We start from the raw sequence: 15201 nt of genomic DNA, 5'->3' as shown, positions 1-15201 counted from the left end.
GGTGGGGTGCGGCAGCACGCTAGCGATCAGGAAAGGGACAATCCGCTTGTTCGGGGCGCCCGTCGCCGGCCTTAGGGTTCGCTTAAGGCAGCGATCGGGAACGGTTAAAGGCAGCGACCGATTTGCCCGGTCGGCGTCTTCGCACGGCGCTCCGCTGTCTGCGTCCCCCCGGCTTCCGCGCGTCCAGCTGGAACCAGATCCGCACCTCGGTGCCGCCCAGCACCGAGGAGCCGATGCGGACGTCACCGCCGGTGGACTCGGCGAGCCGGCGGACGATGTCCAGGCCCAGGCCGGTCGAGCCGGTGTGCCCGGAGCCCCGGCCGCGGGCCATCGCCGCCCGGGGGTCGGCTATGCCGGGGCCCGCGTCGGAGACGAGCACGATCACCGCGTCCTCGCCGTTGTGCACGTCGACCGCGAAGGCGGTGCCCTCGGCGGTGTGCCGGAAGACGTTGCCCAGCAGGGCGTCGAGCGCGGCGGCCAGGTCGGCGCGGGCCACGGGTACGCGCACCGGCCGGTCGACGCCGGCCACCCGCCACTTGCGGCCCTCGTCCTCCGCCAGCGCGGACCAGAACCCCATGCGTTCGCGGACCACTTCGGCCGCGTCACAGCCCGCGCCGGGTCCGACGGCGGCCGTCTGCGGCTTGGCCTCGCGGGCCGTCCGGATGATGGTGTCGACCTCGCGCTCCAGCTGGGCGACGGCCTCCCGGGTCTGCTCGGCGGCGGGCCCGGCACCGAGGGAGGCCGCGTTCAGCCGGAGGACGGTGAGCGGGGTGCGCAGCCGGTGCGAGAGGTCGGCGGCCAGTTCCCGTTCGTTGGCGAGGAGCTGGACGACCTGGTCGGCCATGGAGTTGAACGCGACGGCGGCCAGCCGGAGTTCGGTCGGACCGTCCTCGGGCACCCGGGCGCCCAGCTTGCCGTCGCCCAGCTCGTGCGCGCCCTCGACGAGCCGCCGCGCGGGCCGCACCATGCGCACCCCGAGCCGGTCGGCGACCGCGACCGAGCCGACGATCAGCGCGAGGCCGACGGCCGCGAGCACCGCCCAGGCCGTGCCGACGCCGTGGGTCACCTCGGACTCGGGGACGTACACCTCGACCACGGCTATCGCCCCGGAGCCGAGCGCGACCGGCTGGAGCAGGGTGGAGCCGCCGGGCACGGTGGTGGTGGAGGCGCGGCCGAGTCGTCGTACGGCCTCGATGTCGCGTCCCTCCGCGCGCCGGCGGCCGAGGTCGAGCGCGGGCCGGCCGCCCTCGGCAGGCAGGTGGACCGCCAGCCCGGAGTCGGCGCCGGCCGAGGCCACCACCCGCTCCAGCTGGTCCCGGTCGGTGGTGATGGACAGCGCGGGCGCGACCGCCGCGGCCTCCCGCTCGGCATTGGAGAACGCGCGGTCGCGGGCCATCTCCTTGACGACCAGGCCGAGCGGCACGGCGAAGGCGACCACGACCATCGTGGTGACCGCGAGGCAGACCTTGACCAGGGCCCATCTCATCGCGGGGCCCGCCCGGCCTGCCCGTCAAAGGGCGGTTCGAGCTTCACCCCGACGCCCCGCAGCGTGTGCAGGTAGCGCGGCCGGGCGGCCGTCTCCCCCAGTTTGCGGCGCAGCCAGGACAGGTGGACGTCGATGGTCTGGTCGTCGCCGTAGGACTGCTGCCAGACCTCGGCGAGGAGTTCCCTGCGCGGGACGACGACGCCCGGCCGCCCGGCCAGGAAGGCCAGCAGGTCGAACTCGCGGCGGGTGAGGTCGAGCCGGGCCCCGTCCAGCTCGGCCTGCCGGCGCAGCGGGTCGACGGTCAGGCCGCCGACGCGGAGCACGGCCGGGGGCGGGGCCTCGCCGCCGCCGGCACGGGCCCGGCGCAGCACGGCGGCGATCCGGGCGGAGAGGTGTTCGACGGAGAACGGTTTGGTCAGGTAGTCGTCCGCCCCGGCGTTCAGCAGCCGGACGATCTCCGTCTCGTCGTCCCGGGCGGTGGCGATGATGACGGGCACGTCGGTGATGCCGCGCAGCATCTTCAGGGCCTCGGAGCCGTCCAGGTCGGGCAGTCCGAGGTCCAGGATGACCAGGTCGAAGCGGAAATGGGCGACCTCGCGCAGCGCCTCCAGCGCCGTACCGACGCTGCGCACGGTGTGTGCGGCGTCGGTCAGGTGCCGGATGAGCGCCGAGCGTACGAACTGGTCGTCCTCGACCACGAGCACACTTGCCATGCGCCGCACCGTACGCCATGCGGACGACACCGGCCGGTCGCCTGTGGACAACTCGGGGCATGTGCGAACGGCGGTGTCCCTGGGGCAGTATGGCCCGCGATGCGCAGAGGACTCGTACACGTACTGGCGTGGCTGCTCGCGACCGGAGCGGCGGTCACGCTGTCGTGGTGGGGTGTCCACACGGTGATGGCGGGGACGGCGTACGACCCGCCGCGCGCGCTTGCGGTCACGGCCGCCGACGCGGACTCCCAGGACGCGAAGTCCGCGTCCGGGTCGCCCTCCGCGTCGCCGGCCCCGTCCCGCGAGCGGCCGGTCCGGCCGACGGCGACGCCCGCGCCCGCGCGCACGCCGGCCCGCACCCCGTCCCCGCCCCCGTCCCCCACCGCGACCGCCACCGCGTCCGGCCGGGTCAGGTCCTACGACACCGACGGCGGCCGGGCGGTGTTCGACCTGCGGGCGGCCGACGCCGCGCTGGTGTCGGCGACCCCGGCGACGGGCTGGTCGATACAGGTGTGGAAGACGGAGAGCTGGATCCGCGTGGAGTTCGGCCGGGGCGCGGACCGCGTGTCGGTGTTCTGCACCTGGCACGACGGACCGCCGCGGGTCGAGGTCGGCACGTACTGACCCGCCTGAGCGTGGTCGGGGCTGGGGGGCGGCGTGCACGGTGCCGCCTGCCGGGTTTCTAGCGGAACACCGAGGGCGGTGGTGCCGGGGAGGCCACCGCGGCCTCGTCCGTCACGGGCACCGCGCCTCCGGTGAAGTCGGTGAGCTGCCTGCCGTGTTCGACCCGGCCGGGGTGCGGGTCGGAGGCGGCGCGGCGAGTGAGTTCGGCGAGCGGCAGCGGGAGGCCGGAGGCGACCAGGACCGCGTTGCCGAAGCGCTTGCCGCGCAGCACGGCCGCGTCGGCGATCAGCGCGAGTTCGGCAAACCGGGCGGCGGCGGTGGCGATCTGGCCGCGCAGGTGCGCGAGCGGAGGGCCGTCGGCGAGGTTGGCCGTGTAGACACCGGAGGGCTTCAGGGCGCGCCTGACCTCGTCCAGGAACTCGGTCGAGGTGAGGTGGGCGGGGGTGCGGGCGCCGCTGAAGACATCGGCGACGACCAGGTCGGCCCAGCCGTCCGGCACCTTGGCGAGCCCCGCGCGCGCGTCGGTGGCCCGCACCCGGATGCGCGCGCCCGGGTCCAGCGGCAGCTCCCGGCGGACGAGTCGCACCAGGCTCTCGTCCCGCTCCACGACCTGCTGGGTGGAGCGGGGCCGGGTCGCGGCGACGTACCGGGCGAGGGTGAGCGCGCCGCCGCCGAGGTGGACGGCGTGCACGGGCTTGCCGGGCGGGGCGGCGAGGTCGATGACGTGGCCGAGGCGGCGCTGGTACTCGAAGGACAGGTACGCCGGGTCGTCCAGGTCGACGTGCGACTGGGGCGCGCCGTCGATCAGCAGCGTCCAGGCCCGCGCGCGGTCCGGGTCGGGGACGAGCTGGGCGAGCCCGCCGTCGACCGGCTCCTCGACCGCTGCCGCGGCCGACCCGCGCCGTGTGTTCCTCGACCTGCCCATCCCCCCATTTTCGCAGCCGCCGGGGGCAGGCGCGTCACCGGCAGTTGTCGGCCGCCTCGATCAGGCGGGCCGCCTCGCCGAGGGCCCGGCGCAGGACCGCCGGGTCGGTGGCGAGGTCCGCCTCGCCGGGCGGCAGCAGCCAGTCGGAGCCCTCCACCGGCGGCTCGGGGTTCAGCCGCAGCCCGCGGCCGTCGGTCTCGGTGCAGGTGCTGCCCGGCACGTCCCAGCCGGCGGCCGTACCGGCCGGCACCAGGAAGCCCAGGGTGCCGCAGCCGTCGTCGTGCAGCACGGGCCCGACCGCGTCCGCCGCGCCCCGCCGCAGGATGTCGACCGCCTCCAGCCCCTGGCGGGTCGGTACCGTGACGAGGTCGCATCTCGCGTCACCTCCCCCGCACGCGGACGACGGCGACGTACAAGGATCGTTGCTCTGGATGGTCTCCATGCCGGCCTCCACCACACAGCCCTGTTGCGGTCCATGGAGTCCAACGCGCGGACCCGTCAACGGCAACGGCACAAGTGCGCCGCAAAGGATGGCACTTCATGGCAGATAGTGCATGAGATATCCGGTTTGTAGCCAAACACCGCGTGGCGGGTCGTGCACAGCGGGTACGTTCATGCCCGCCGGAACCAGGTCGGCACACGGGCAACTCGTCCCGGAACCGACCGGGTCCCGGCGTGGTTCGACGGTTCGCACGAGAGGACCCGGCCATGGCGTCGTCAACCGTGACCTCGTCCCAGCCCGAACGGCCACCACGGCCGAACCTCGCCTTCCGGCAGCTGCGCGGCCGGCGCTCACCGGCGGAGTTCGCGGCCCTGGTGCGGCGGGCCGCGCGCGAGATCGGTGAGCGGGTGAGCTGTGACGCGCGCTACATCGGCAGGGTCGAGGCGGGCGAGATCCGCTGCCCCAACTACGCGTACGAACGGGTGTTCCTGCACATGTTTCCCGGCCGCACGCTCACCGACCTCGGCTTCGCGCCCCGCTCGTCCGTCCGCGGACGCGCGGCGCGTACGGCGGTGGAGACGGCCCCCGCGCCGCGGGTGCCCGGTGAGTCCCGCGGGGCCGCGCAGCCGTATGTCTCCGGTGCGGCCCCCGGGTCACGCGACACGCGGGACGCGGGGGAACGGGGCCCGCGTGCACCGCGCCTGCTGTACGAACCGCACGAACCGTTTGCGAAAGACCCCCTGAACCACGAGGAGAGCGACGTGCTGCGTCGCGCATTCATGACCGGCGGAGGCGCCACCGTGGCCGCCGCCACGCTGGCCCCGCTGGGGCTCACCACCGGCGCCACGGCGGCGGAACGGCCGCTGCGGCGCGCCGGCACCTCCGAGGCCGCGGCGCTGGAGGAGGCCGTCCGCCGCATCCGTGTGCTCGACGACCGGCACGGCGCGGACGGGCTCTACCGGCGCGCGGCGGCTCCGCTGCGCGCGGCGTACGAGCTGCTCGACGCCGGCGCGACCCGGCAGACCACCGCCGACCGGCTGCACGCGGGCGCCGGTGAACTCGCCATCTCCGTCGGCTGGCTGGCCCATGACTCCGGCCGCTTCGACGACGCCCGCTCGCACTACGCGGAGGCGCTGGCCACCGCCCGGATGACCGGCGATCCGGCGCTGGAGGCGCACGCCTTCTGCAACACCGCGTTCCTGGCCCGGGACGCCGGGCGCCCCCGGGAGGCGGTACGGGCCGCGCAGGCCGCGCAGCGCGCCGCCCGGCCGCTCGGCTCGGACCGGCTGATGTCCCTGCTGGCGCTGCGCGAGGCGGGCGGCTGGGCGGGGCTCGCCGACCGCACCGGGTGCGCGCAGTCGCTGGCCCGGGCGCACGCCCTGTTCGAACGGGGCCGCTCGGACGCCGACCCGGAGTGGATGAGCTTCTACGGGGAGGCCGAGCTGGAGGGACTGGAAGCGCAGTGCTGGTCCACGCTGGGCGACTGGCGGCGGGCCTCCCGGCACGCGCGGCGGGCGGCGCGCCTGCAGGACCCCCACTTCACGCGGAACATCGCGCTGTACACCGCGGAGCTGGCCGACGACCTCGCCCGCGAGGGACGTCCCGACGAGGCGGCGGAGGCGGGACTGCGGGTGCTGGCGCTGCTGGACCAGGTCCAGTCCTCCCGCATCCAGACGATGCTGGCCGGGACGGCGCGGGTGCTGCTGCCGCACCGGCGGGCGTCGGGAGTGTCGGAGTTCCTGGACCGCCACGCGTCCGTGCCACGGCGGGTGTAGCGGGGTGGTGCGGCGCGGGGTGGGGGCCGGCGTGGTCACCGGTCCGCGAGCCGGCGGGGGGCGCGCGGCGTCACGGTCTGGTCGACGCGGACGGCGGCCGCGCCCACGCGGCGGAGCCGCACACCGCTACGGCGCCGTCCCCGGGCACCTCACCGGCGGGGCCCGGCGGCACCCGCCCGGCCGGCCCCCGCGCCGGGCACGCCGTCAGCCCGCCAGGTGCCCCGTGTCGTTCCAGCTCTCGACGGCCGGTTCCCCGTAGGCCCAGCCCAGTACCGACAGCGACGTGGGGTTCAGCCGTATCCGCGCAGCGAAGTCCAGCGGCAGCCCCAGCCACCGCGCCCCGATCGACCGCAGGACGTGCCCGTGGGCGAAGACCAGGACGTCCCGGTCGGCCGAGCGGGCCCAGGAGACCACCTCGTCCGCGCGCGCGGTGACGTCGGCGAGGGTCTCGCCCCCCGGGACCCCGTCGCGCCAGATCAGCCAGCCGGGCCGCACGGCCTGGATCTCGGCCGGGGTCATGCCCTCGTAGGCGCCGTAGTCCCACTCCATCAGCGTGTCCCACATCGTGGCACGGTCCCCGAAGCCGGCCAGTTCGCACGTCTCGCGCGCGCGTGACAGCGGGCTGGTCCGCACCTCGGCGTCCGCCAGTCCGTCCAGCGGAGGGCGGTGCAGCCGCTCGCCGAGCAGCTTGGCCCCGCGCCGCCCCTCCTCCAGCAGTGGCACGTCGGTCCTGCCGGTGTGCTTGCCGGACAGCGACCATGCCGTCTGTCCGTGCCGGGCCAGCAGAATGCGCGGTGCCATGGGGTCTCTCCGAAGGAACAAGCGGATGAACGACGGGGGAACGCACGACGGGTGGGTGCGGTCCCTCCATCATCGCGCACCCCGCTCCCAGGCAACCCGCCGGGCGATCTCCGCGTCTTCGAGCACTGACACCCACCGGGTGTGATCCCGAGCGCCCGTCCGGGGCGGAGTAGGGACACCGTAAAGTGGCACGGTCGCCCGCCGGGCGCAGCCGCACAGAGAAGGGGGAGGGCGATCGGATGCCGCAGACCGAGACACCGGGCACCGAGGTGGTCCCGCGACCCCGGCTGCGCTGGTGGACCGAGCTGCCGCTGATCGTGCTGGTCTACGGCTGTTACTCGGCCGGCCGGCTCCTCGCGCGCGGTGACGTCACCACCGCCGTCGACCACGGCCTGGCGATCCTGCGCGTCGAGAAGGCCCTGCGCCTGAACGCCGAGCACCCGCTGAACCGGCTGTTCACGCGCGAGCCCTGGCTCGGGGTGCCGGCCGACTTCTGGTACGCCTCGCTGCACTACCTGGTCACGCCCGTGATCCTGGTCTGGCTGTTCCGCGCGCGTGCCGCGCACTACCGGGCGGCCCGCACCTGGCTGATGGCGTCCACGTTCATCGGCCTGATCGGCTTCACCCTGCTGCCGACCTGCCCGCCCCGCCTGCTCTCCGCCGGCCACGGCTTCGTGGACACGATGGCGCAGTACAGCGCGTACGGCTGGTGGGGCGGTGAGGCCAGCGCTCCGCGCGGCATGGGCGGCATGACCAACCAGTACGCGGCGATGCCGAGCCTGCACGTGGGCTGGGCGCTGTGGTGCGGTGTGATGCTGTGGCGGCACGGCGGCACGCGCCTGACGAAGGTCCTCGGTGTCGTCTACCCGCTGGTGACCGCGCTGGTGGTCATGGGCACCGCCAACCACTACTTCCTGGACGCGGTCGCGGGCGTGGCCGTGATGGGCGTCGGCCTGCTGCTGGCGCCGCGGCTGCTGCGGACGGCGGACCTCGTGCGGACCCGGCTGTCCCGCCGTACCGCACCGGTCCCGCAGACCGCGGGTTCCCCGATTGTCAGTGCCGGATGCCAGACTTCGGCGGGTGAGCGAATTCCACGGCAGCGCGAGTCGCGGCTCGACCCCGCGGCCGGACCGGACGCCTCCCCCAGCGACGCGGGCGAAGGGGCTCCGGCACCGGCTCGCTGAGCTGCGCGGTCCCGACGTACCGGCCAAGGCCCTGGACGCCCGCGCCCTCGCGGCGCTGGCCGCGAACCCGGGCTGTTCCCGGCGGGCGATCCTGGACGGCGCCGGGGTGGACAAGGCCCGGCTGGCCGGTGCGCTGGGCGCGCCGGCCGGCTTCGGGCAGTCGCAGTTCGCGCTGACCCGGGGCAACGCGTTCGAGGCGCGGGTCAAGGCGGACGGCGGCGCCGAACTGCTGCGGCTGGCGCACGCCCGGCTGGACCCCGGCGCCGAACCGCCCGCCACGGCGGCCGTGCCCGATCTGACCGCGCACGGCCCCGAGGGGCGCACGGCCCGCACGGCGCTGGCGCTGCGCGAGGCCGTGCGGGCCGGCGGCTGGACGCTGCTGGACCATCCGATGCTCGCCCTGGACGTGGCCGGTTCGCTCGCCTTCCTGGAGCCGGACGCGGTCGTGGTGCACCCGGACGGCAGCTGGTCGGTGGTGGAGATCAAGTCCTTCCCGATGGTGGACGGCGCGGCGGACCCGGCGAAGGTGGGCGCGGCGGCCCGCCAGGCCGCGGTGTACGTGCTCGCCCTGGAGGAGGTCGCGCAGCGACTCGGCGCGGAGCCGGAGGGGCCCGCCCCGGCAGGCGCTCCCGTGCCGCGGGTGCGTCACGAGGTGCTGCTGGTGTGCCCGAAGGACTTCTCCAACCTGCCCGCGGGCTCCGCCGTGGACGTCCGCAAGCAGCGCGCGGTCACCGCCCGCCAGCTGGCCCGGCTCACCCGCGTCGAGGAGATCGCCGACGCGCTGCCCGAGGGCACGTGCTTCGCGCCCGACCTGCCCGCCGAGGAGCTGACGGCGGCCGTGGAGGCGGTGCCGGCGACGTACGCGCCCGAGTGCCTGTCCGCCTGCGAGCTGGCCTTCCACTGCCGGGAGCGGGCCCGCGCGACCGGCGCGGTCACCCGGCTCGGCCGGCCGCTGCGGGCGGAGCTGGGCGGGCTGGCCACGGTCGAGGAGGTCCTGGCGGCGGCACACGGCGAGAGCGGCGACCCGGACGACCCGGCGGTGGCCGCGCTGCGCCGGGCGGCAGCCCTGCGCGCGGAGGCGCTGCGCGAGGCCCGGGAAGCCGGGGAGGCCCGTGAGGCCGCGGAGGCGAGCGAGGCGGTCCCGTGTCCCTGATCACCACCCTCGCCCGGCTGGAAGCCGTCGGCACGGGCCGGGCGCAGCCCGCCGCGACCGTCCGGCACCGGCACCTGTCCGACCACCCGCTGGTGTTCGTGCCGCTCACCACGGCCGGTGAGACGGGCGCCCCGCTCGGCGCGCTGGTCGGCACCGACCGGGACGCGCCCCGGCTGCTGGTCGTGCCGCAGCCCCGGGACCGCGATCTGCGCTTCACGTTCCTCGCCGACCTGGCCGACGTCGTCCTGCCCCACATCGACGCGTACGCCGCTTCCGTGGAGGCGGCCGAGCGCACCGAGACCGACCCGGAGACCGGCAAGCGGGTCAAGGTGGCGGCCGAACTGTGCGCGGACGCGCCCCAGCTGATCGTGCCGAGCCGCACGGGCCTGGACCTCGTACGGCTGCTGGGCCGCTCGATGCGGTTCCGGCGCACCGCCGAGCAGGACCCGGACGCGCCCTATCCGGCCCCGCCCCGGGTGCCGTTGCTCGGCCGCTGGCTGACCCACTACGGCGAGCGGGCCCGGGTCCCGGGCTCCTCGCTGCTGCTGGCCCTGACCGATGTGCTGTCCCGGCACTGGGCGACCGGCCAGTCCGGCCTGGAGGACGAGCACCTGGGCGCGCTGCTGGCCTGGATCGACCCCCCGGAGGGCCTGACCGGCGCCGAGGCGGCCCGCCGGGCCGAACTCGCCAGGGACGCCGACGGCCAGCTGCTGTGCCCGCCGGCCGGCCCCGCCACCGACCCGGCGTTCGACAACAGGCTGCTGGCCCCGGCGATCGAGCGCTACGACCGCGCGCGGACGGCCCTGGCCGCCGCCGAGGACCCGCTGGAGGCCGACGAGCGGCTGGCCGCGCTCGGGCGGGCCGAGCGGGAGGTCCGCGACCTGGTCGAGAGCCGTACCCGGCCCACCTGGGACGCCGTGTGGCGGGGGCTGGACCTGCTGCGGGCGCTGCCGGAGGGCGCGCACGTGGAGGGGCGCTGGACCCGGGACCGCTGGTCGTTCACCGGGCACCGGGACCGGGTGCTGGCCGGTGAGCCGCCGCAGCCGCGCCGGGACGACGCGGTGACGGCGGCGAACAAGCTGGCCACGCGCGAGCGTGAGCAGGCCCGGCTGGAGGCGCAGGAGGCGCTGGACGACCCGCTGGTGATGGCGGGGCGGCGGCTGGCCGGGGAGGCGTTCGCGGGCGAGGTGACCGACGTCGTGATGGCGTACAGCGAGGGCAAGCGGCCCAGCCCGCGCCCGCTGGTGACGGTCCGCACCGAGGACCGGCCGCATCTGGCCCAGCGGGCGAAGGTGTACCGCTCGCTGGGCGGCAGGCCGCAGTCGGCGGAGTTCGTCGGTCAGGAGGCCGACGGCGTGCTGGTCCTGCGCGTCCTGGACAAGATGGGCCGCGGGAAGGAGCCGGAGCCCGGCTCGGTGCCGGAGAAGGGCGACCGGGTCTGCTTCACCCTGTTCGAGCACGAGCAGCGCGGCGGCGCGAAGCTGCCCGACCCGGAGGAGACCCCGTGGACGCACGGCGGCCCGCCGGGCGAGCCGGCGCCGGAGGCCCCCGACACCGTGACCGAGGAGGACGTGCTGTGACCACCGTCGACTTCGATCCCGGAGCCGCGGCCGGCCGCGCCACCGACGCGATCCTCCACGACACGCTGCACGGCGCGGAGCGGGGCGTGGTCGTGGACTCGCCGCCGGGCGCCGGCAAGTCGACGCTGGTGGTCCGCGCGGCCCTGGAACTCGCCGACGCGGGGCGCCCGCTGATGGTGGTGGCCCAGACGAACGCCCAGGTGGACGACCTGGTCCTGCGCCTGGCCGAGAAGAACCCGGAACTGCCCGTCGGCCGTCTGCACAGCAGCGACACGGACGCGTACGACGCGGCGCTGGACGCCCTGCCGCAGGTCCGTACGTCGGCGAAGGCGGCGGACCTGAACGGGCTGCCGGTGGTCCTGTCCACGGCCGCCAAGTGGGCGCACGTGAAGGTGGACGAGCCCTGGCGGCACGCGATCGTGGACGAGGCGTACCAGATGCGCTCCGACTCCCTGCTCGCCGTGGCCGGCCTGTTCGAGCGGGCGCTGTTCGTGGGCGACCCGGGCCAGCTGGACCCGTTCTCCATCGTCGGCAGCGAGCAGTGGGCAGGTCTGTCGTACGACCCCTCAACCTCGGCGGTCACCACCCTCCTGGCCCACAACCCGGACCTCCCCCAGCACCGTCTGCCGGTCTCGTGGCGCCTTCCGGCCTCGGCGGCCCCGCTGGTCTCGGACGCGTTCTACCCGTACACCCCGTTCCGCAGCGGCACGTCCCACGGGGACCGCCGGCTGACCTTCGCCGTCCCCTCCGACGGCTCCGGCCCGGACCGGGTGATCGACGAGGCCGCGGAGTCCGGCTGGGGCCTGCTGGAACTGCCCGCCCGGCACACCCCGCGCACGGACCCGGAGGCGGTGCGGGCGGTGGCGGCGGTGGTCCGCCGGCTGCTGGACCGGGGCGGCGCGGCCACGTCCGAACGCGCGCCGGACCCCGCTCCCCTCACGGCCGACCGCATCGCCGTGGGCACGGCCCACCGCGACCAGGCGGCGGCGATCCGCGCGGCCCTGGCCGACATCGGCGTCCCGGACGTGACCGTCGACACCGCGAACCGTCTCCAGGGCCGCGAGTACGACGTCACGGTCGTGCTGCACCCTCTCTCCGGCCGCCCCGACGCCACCGCCTTCCACCTGGAGACGGGCCGCCTGTGCGTCCTGGCCTCCCGCCACCGCCACGCCTGCATCATGATCTGCCGCGCCGGGGTGACCGACCTGCTGGACGACTACCCCTCCACGGAACCGGTCCAGCTGGGAACGCTCGTGAAGTTCCCGGACGGCTGGGAGGCGAACCACGCGGTCCTGTCCCACCTCACAGAACACCGCATCACCTGGCACCCCTGAGCAACGCCCCCGCCGCCTCCCCCGGTGAACCGACTGCCGCGCCCCTCCGCCGGACGCAGTCCGGCACGCCGCCGGAGGCGGCCGATGGACACAGCCCGGACGGCTGGGAGGCGAACCACGCGGTCCTGTCCCACCTCACAGAACACCGCATCACCTGGCACCCCTGAGCAACGCCCCCGCCTCTTCCCGCCCGGAGGGAATAAGCGGGGACTGTCTCCTGTTAGCGACAGGAGGACAGTCCACGCTCGCATCAGGAGGCGCACACCGTGTCGGCAGACGAGGCAGACGAGATCCGGGGCGCCGCGCTCGGCACCGCCCCCGCCCCCCTCTCCGTACTGGACCTGGTGACCGTCGGCGCGGGCAGTACCGCCACCGACGCCCTGCGCACCAGCGTCGCGCTCGCCCGGTTCACGGAGTCCCGCGGCTTCCACCGGTACTGGGTCGCCGAGCATCACTCCATGCCCGGTGTGGCCTCCTCCTCCCCCGCCGTGATCCTCGCCCACCTCGCCGCCCACACCGACCGCATCCGGCTCGGCTCGGGCGGCGTCATGCTGCCCAACCACGCCCCGCTGGTGATCGCCGAGCAGTTCGGCACGCTGGAGGCGCTGGCCCCGGGCCGGGTCGACCTGGGCCTCGGCCGGGCGCCGGGCACGGACGGGGCGACGGCCGCTGCCCTGCGCCGTACCGACACCCTCAACGAGGGCGCCGACGACTTCCCGCAGCAGCTCGCGGAGCTGACCCGGTTCCTGGACGACGACTTCCCGGACGGGCACCCGTACCGCCGCATCCACGCGATCCCGGGACCCGTCCAGGGCAGCGCCCCCGGCGGGGTCCAGTCCCCGCACCGGCCGCCGGTCTGGCTGCTCGGTTCCTCCGGCTTCAGCGCCCGCCTGGCCGGCCTGCTCGGCCTGCCGTTCGCCTTCGCGCACCACTTCTCCGCGCAGAACACCATCCCGGCGCTCGACCTGTACCGGGAGACCTTCCGGCCCTCCGGCGTCCTCTCCGAGCCGTACGCCCTCATCGGCGTCTCCGCCCTCGCCACGGACGACGAGCGGGAGGCCCGCCGGCAGAGCCGGGCGATGGCGCTGAACATGATCCGGCTGCGCACCGGCCGCCCCGGCCTGTTCCCCGACCCGGAGGAGGCCGAGCGGCACGAGTTCAGCCCGATGGAGGAGGAGTTCGCCGCCTCCTGGACGGCCAACATCGTGCAGGGCACGGCCGACGAGGTCCGCGCCGGACTGGACGACCTGCACAAGCGCACCGGCGCCGACGAGCTGATGATCACCTCGCACGCGCACCGCGGTGAACTCCGCCTGCGCTCCTACGAGCTGATCGCGGACGCCTACGGCTTGCCGACCGCGTAGGACTGCGCCCCCAGCAGCTCGGAGATACGATCCGGCGGCACCGGGCGGGAGTACAGCCAGCCCTGCCCGGTGTCGCAGCCGATCCGGCGCAGCCGGGTGGCCTGGGCGGAGGTCTCCACGCACTCCGCGGTGACCGTCAGACCGAGCCGGTGGGCGAGCTGGATCATCGCCTCCACGATGACCTCGTCGGCCGGGTTGGGGGCGATGGCCTTCTTGTCGCCGTCGTACTGGAAGCCCCGCACGAAGGAGCCGTCCAGTTTCAGCGTGGAGACCGGCAGCCGGCTGAGGTAGGCGAGGTTCGAGTAGCCGGTGCCGAAGTCGTCGATGGCGATGCGCACGCCCATGTCGCTGAGGGCCTGGAGGGCCTGGAGCGGGCGTCCGGCCGAGCCCATCACCGCCGACTCGGTCAGCTCCAGCTGGAGCAGCTGCGGGGCGAGTCCGGTCTCGGCGAGGATCTCCGCCACGTCGGCCACCAGGTCCGAGTCCCACACCTGCCGTACGGCGACGTTGACGCTGACGAAGATGGGCGGTTCGCCGGGGTGGTCCAGCTGCCAGCGGCGGGCCTGCCGGCAGGCGGTGTGCAGCGCCCAGCGGCCGAGCTGCACGATCGAGCCGTCCTCCTCGGCCAGTCCGATGAACCGATTCGGCGTCAAGGTGCCGAACTGCGGGTGGTGCCAGCGGATCAGGGCCTCGACGCCGTTGAGCCGGCCGTCCTCCATGGCCACCAACGGCTGGTACTCCAGGGCGAATTCCTCGCGTTCGATGGCGGGCCGCAGGGTGGAGGACAGCGCCTGACGGGTCATGCGGTGGGCGTTGCGCTCCGGGTCGAACAGGGTCCAGCGGCCCTTGCCGTCGGCCTTCGCCCAGTACAGCGTGGTGTCGGCCGCCTGCATCAGCCCGGTGGCCGTCGTACCGGCCGCGTGCCGCTCGACGACGCCGATGGACGCGGTCAGCGACAGCCGCTGGCCGGCCAGGTCGAAGGGCTGCTCCAGCGCGTTCAGCGCGGACTCGGCGAGGTCGGCGAGCTGTTCGGTGCCGGTGGAGTCCTCCACCAGCAGGGCGAACTCGTCGCCGCCGAGCCGGGCCACCAAGGGGGTCGCCGCGCGGGCGTACCCGGTCTCGTCGGCGACCCGGGTCAGGCGTTCGGCGACGGCCGCGAGGAGCCGGTCGCCGATGCGGTGGCCGAGGGTGTCGTTGACCGCTTTGAAGCCGTCCAGGTCCAGGTAGCACAGGCCGATCCGGCCGGTGCCGCCCTCCTCGTACGACTCCGCCTCCAGCGCGGCCGTCAGGCGCTCGAAGAACAGTGTGCGGTTGGGCAGCCGGGTCACCGGGTCGTGCATCTGCAAGTGCCGCAGCCGCGCCTGGAGTTCGCGCCGGGAGCTGATGTCGGCGACCGACAGCAGCACGCCGGGTTCGCCGGTCAGCGGGGCGACGGTGACCTGCACCCACGGCGCGTGCCCCTCGGGGTGCTTCAGCCGGCGGGTGCAGCGCAGGCGGGCCTGCCGGCCGCGCAGCACCTCCTGGTAGGCGTGCCGGGTGCGGGCGTCGGCGGCCAGGTCCACCAGGTCGGCGGCGACCCGCCCGACGAGGGTGCCGGGATCGGCGCCGAGCAGGTCGCCGAGGGCGGCGTTGGCGCTGACGACGAGTCCCCCGGGGGCCACGACCGCCATGGCGAGCGGGGCGGTCGCGAAGACACGGTGGTAGGTGGTGTAGTGACTGTCTGTGACGGCTGACCGGTCGAGGTCTGCCGCGGGCGTCGGCCCTTCGGACGTTCCGCTCACCGCTCGCTCCCGCAGTGCACTCGATCTGTGTCCGTGCCT

13 protein-coding genes are annotated in these 15201 nt (G+C 75.1%); 7 read left to right on the top strand and 6 right to left on the bottom strand.

Going from position 1 to position 15201, the window contains the following annotated elements; translation table 11 throughout:
• Positions 1 to 82: 82 nt before the first annotated feature.
• Positions 83 to 1486 carry a HAMP domain-containing sensor histidine kinase gene (locus AB0947_RS12985; RefSeq protein WP_366750403.1) on the bottom strand — a complete coding sequence of 468 codons (1404 nt, stop codon included), beginning with the start codon at positions 1484 to 1486 and terminating at the stop codon, positions 83 to 85.
• The gene (locus AB0947_RS12980; RefSeq protein ID WP_366750402.1) at positions 1483 to 2199 is read right to left on the bottom strand and encodes a response regulator transcription factor; all 717 of its coding nucleotides are present in this window, start codon (positions 2197 to 2199) and stop codon (positions 1483 to 1485) included. Before AB0947_RS12980 ends, AB0947_RS12985 begins: the two co-directional genes overlap by 4 nt.
• Before the next feature lie 99 nt (positions 2200 to 2298).
• On the opposite strand from AB0947_RS12980, the gene AB0947_RS12975 reads away from it, so the two are divergent.
• Positions 2299 to 2823 carry a hypothetical protein gene (locus tag AB0947_RS12975; RefSeq protein ID WP_366750401.1) on the top strand — a complete coding sequence of 175 codons (525 nt, stop codon included), beginning with the start codon at positions 2299 to 2301 and terminating at the stop codon, positions 2821 to 2823.
• 58 nt (positions 2824 to 2881) lie between these two features.
• On the opposite strand, the gene AB0947_RS12970 is transcribed toward AB0947_RS12975, so the two are convergent.
• Both AB0947_RS12970 and AB0947_RS12965 read right to left on the bottom strand, forming a co-directional pair.
• Positions 2882 to 3748 carry a fused MFS/spermidine synthase gene (locus AB0947_RS12970; RefSeq protein ID WP_366750400.1) on the bottom strand — a complete coding sequence of 289 codons (867 nt, stop codon included), beginning with the start codon at positions 3746 to 3748 and terminating at the stop codon, positions 2882 to 2884.
• A gap of 34 nt (positions 3749 to 3782) precedes the next feature.
• Complete coding sequence (locus tag AB0947_RS12965) at positions 3783 to 4190, bottom strand: hypothetical protein (RefSeq protein WP_366750399.1); 408 nt, start codon at positions 4188 to 4190, stop codon at positions 3783 to 3785.
• Positions 4191 to 4456: 266 nt separating this feature from the next.
• Between AB0947_RS12965 and AB0947_RS12960 the strand changes: the two genes are divergently transcribed.
• Positions 4457 to 5965: a hypothetical protein gene (locus tag AB0947_RS12960; protein ID WP_366750398.1), complete on the top strand. Its 1509-nt coding sequence runs from the start codon at positions 4457 to 4459 to the stop codon at positions 5963 to 5965.
• Positions 5966 to 6169: 204 nt separating this feature from the next.
• Here the strand turns inward: AB0947_RS12960 and AB0947_RS12955 are convergent, their stop codons facing one another.
• Positions 6170 to 6766 (bottom strand): histidine phosphatase family protein, encoded by a 597-nt coding sequence (locus AB0947_RS12955; protein WP_366750397.1) that lies wholly within the window; start codon positions 6764 to 6766, stop codon positions 6170 to 6172.
• 239 nt (positions 6767 to 7005) lie between these two features.
• Between AB0947_RS12955 and AB0947_RS12950 the strand changes: the two genes are divergently transcribed.
• The 5 genes from AB0947_RS12950 (at position 7006) to AB0947_RS12930 (ending at position 13381) form a co-directional block, all read left to right on the top strand.
• Positions 7006 to 7950, top strand: coding sequence for a phosphatase PAP2 family protein (locus AB0947_RS12950; RefSeq protein WP_366750396.1), 945 nt, complete (start codon positions 7006 to 7008; stop codon positions 7948 to 7950).
• A gap of 1 nt (position 7951) precedes the next feature.
• On the top strand, positions 7952 to 9103 hold the full coding sequence (locus AB0947_RS12945; protein WP_366750605.1) for a hypothetical protein: 1152 nt from the start codon (positions 7952 to 7954) through the stop codon (positions 9101 to 9103).
• On the top strand, positions 9094 to 10683 hold the full coding sequence (locus AB0947_RS12940; protein WP_366750395.1) for a hypothetical protein: 1590 nt from the start codon (positions 9094 to 9096) through the stop codon (positions 10681 to 10683). Before AB0947_RS12945 ends, AB0947_RS12940 begins: the two co-directional genes overlap by 10 nt.
• Complete coding sequence (locus AB0947_RS12935; protein ID WP_366750394.1) at positions 10680 to 12017, top strand: AAA domain-containing protein; 1338 nt, start codon at positions 10680 to 10682, stop codon at positions 12015 to 12017. The genes AB0947_RS12940 and AB0947_RS12935 overlap by 4 nt, the downstream gene beginning before the upstream one ends.
• Positions 12018 to 12283: 266 nt before the next feature.
• Positions 12284 to 13381: an LLM class flavin-dependent oxidoreductase gene (locus AB0947_RS12930; RefSeq protein ID WP_366750393.1), complete on the top strand. Its 1098-nt coding sequence runs from the start codon at positions 12284 to 12286 to the stop codon at positions 13379 to 13381.
• Here the strand turns inward: AB0947_RS12930 and AB0947_RS12925 are convergent.
• Positions 13360 to 15162, bottom strand: a complete 1803-nt coding sequence (locus tag AB0947_RS12925; protein WP_366750392.1) for a bifunctional diguanylate cyclase/phosphodiesterase — start codon at positions 15160 to 15162, stop codon at positions 13360 to 13362. The genes AB0947_RS12930 and AB0947_RS12925 overlap by 22 nt on opposite strands.
• Positions 15163 to 15201: the final 39 nt, after the last annotated feature.

It is taken from the genome of Streptomyces sp. NPDC047841 (assembly GCF_040704085.1).
Classification (GTDB): Bacteria; Actinomycetota; Actinomycetes; order Streptomycetales; family Streptomycetaceae; genus Streptomyces; species Streptomyces argyrophylli.
This window is presented reverse-complemented; position numbering and strand designations above follow the sequence as displayed.

What these genes read in the sequence shown, in the direction of transcription:
- AB0947_RS12960 (WP_366750398.1), top strand. Translation starts at nt 4,457, where the DNA reads ATGGCGTCGTCAACCGTGACCTCGTCCCAGCCCGAACGGCCACCACGG.
- AB0947_RS12970 (WP_366750400.1), bottom strand. Translation starts at nt 3,748, where the DNA reads ATGGGCAGGTCGAGGAACACACGGCGCGGGTCGGCCGCGGCAGCGGTC.
- AB0947_RS12955 (WP_366750397.1), bottom strand. Translation starts at nt 6,766, where the DNA reads ATGGCACCGCGCATTCTGCTGGCCCGGCACGGACAGACGGCATGGTCG.
- AB0947_RS12950 (WP_366750396.1), top strand. Translation starts at nt 7,006, where the DNA reads ATGCCGCAGACCGAGACACCGGGCACCGAGGTGGTCCCGCGACCCCGG.
- AB0947_RS12975 (WP_366750401.1), top strand. Translation starts at nt 2,299, where the DNA reads ATGCGCAGAGGACTCGTACACGTACTGGCGTGGCTGCTCGCGACCGGA.
- AB0947_RS12985 (WP_366750403.1), bottom strand. Translation starts at nt 1,486, where the DNA reads ATGAGATGGGCCCTGGTCAAGGTCTGCCTCGCGGTCACCACGATGGTC.
- AB0947_RS12965 (WP_366750399.1), bottom strand. Translation starts at nt 4,190, where the DNA reads ATGGAGACCATCCAGAGCAACGATCCTTGTACGTCGCCGTCGTCCGCG.
- AB0947_RS12980 (WP_366750402.1), bottom strand. Translation starts at nt 2,199, where the DNA reads ATGGCAAGTGTGCTCGTGGTCGAGGACGACCAGTTCGTACGCTCGGCG.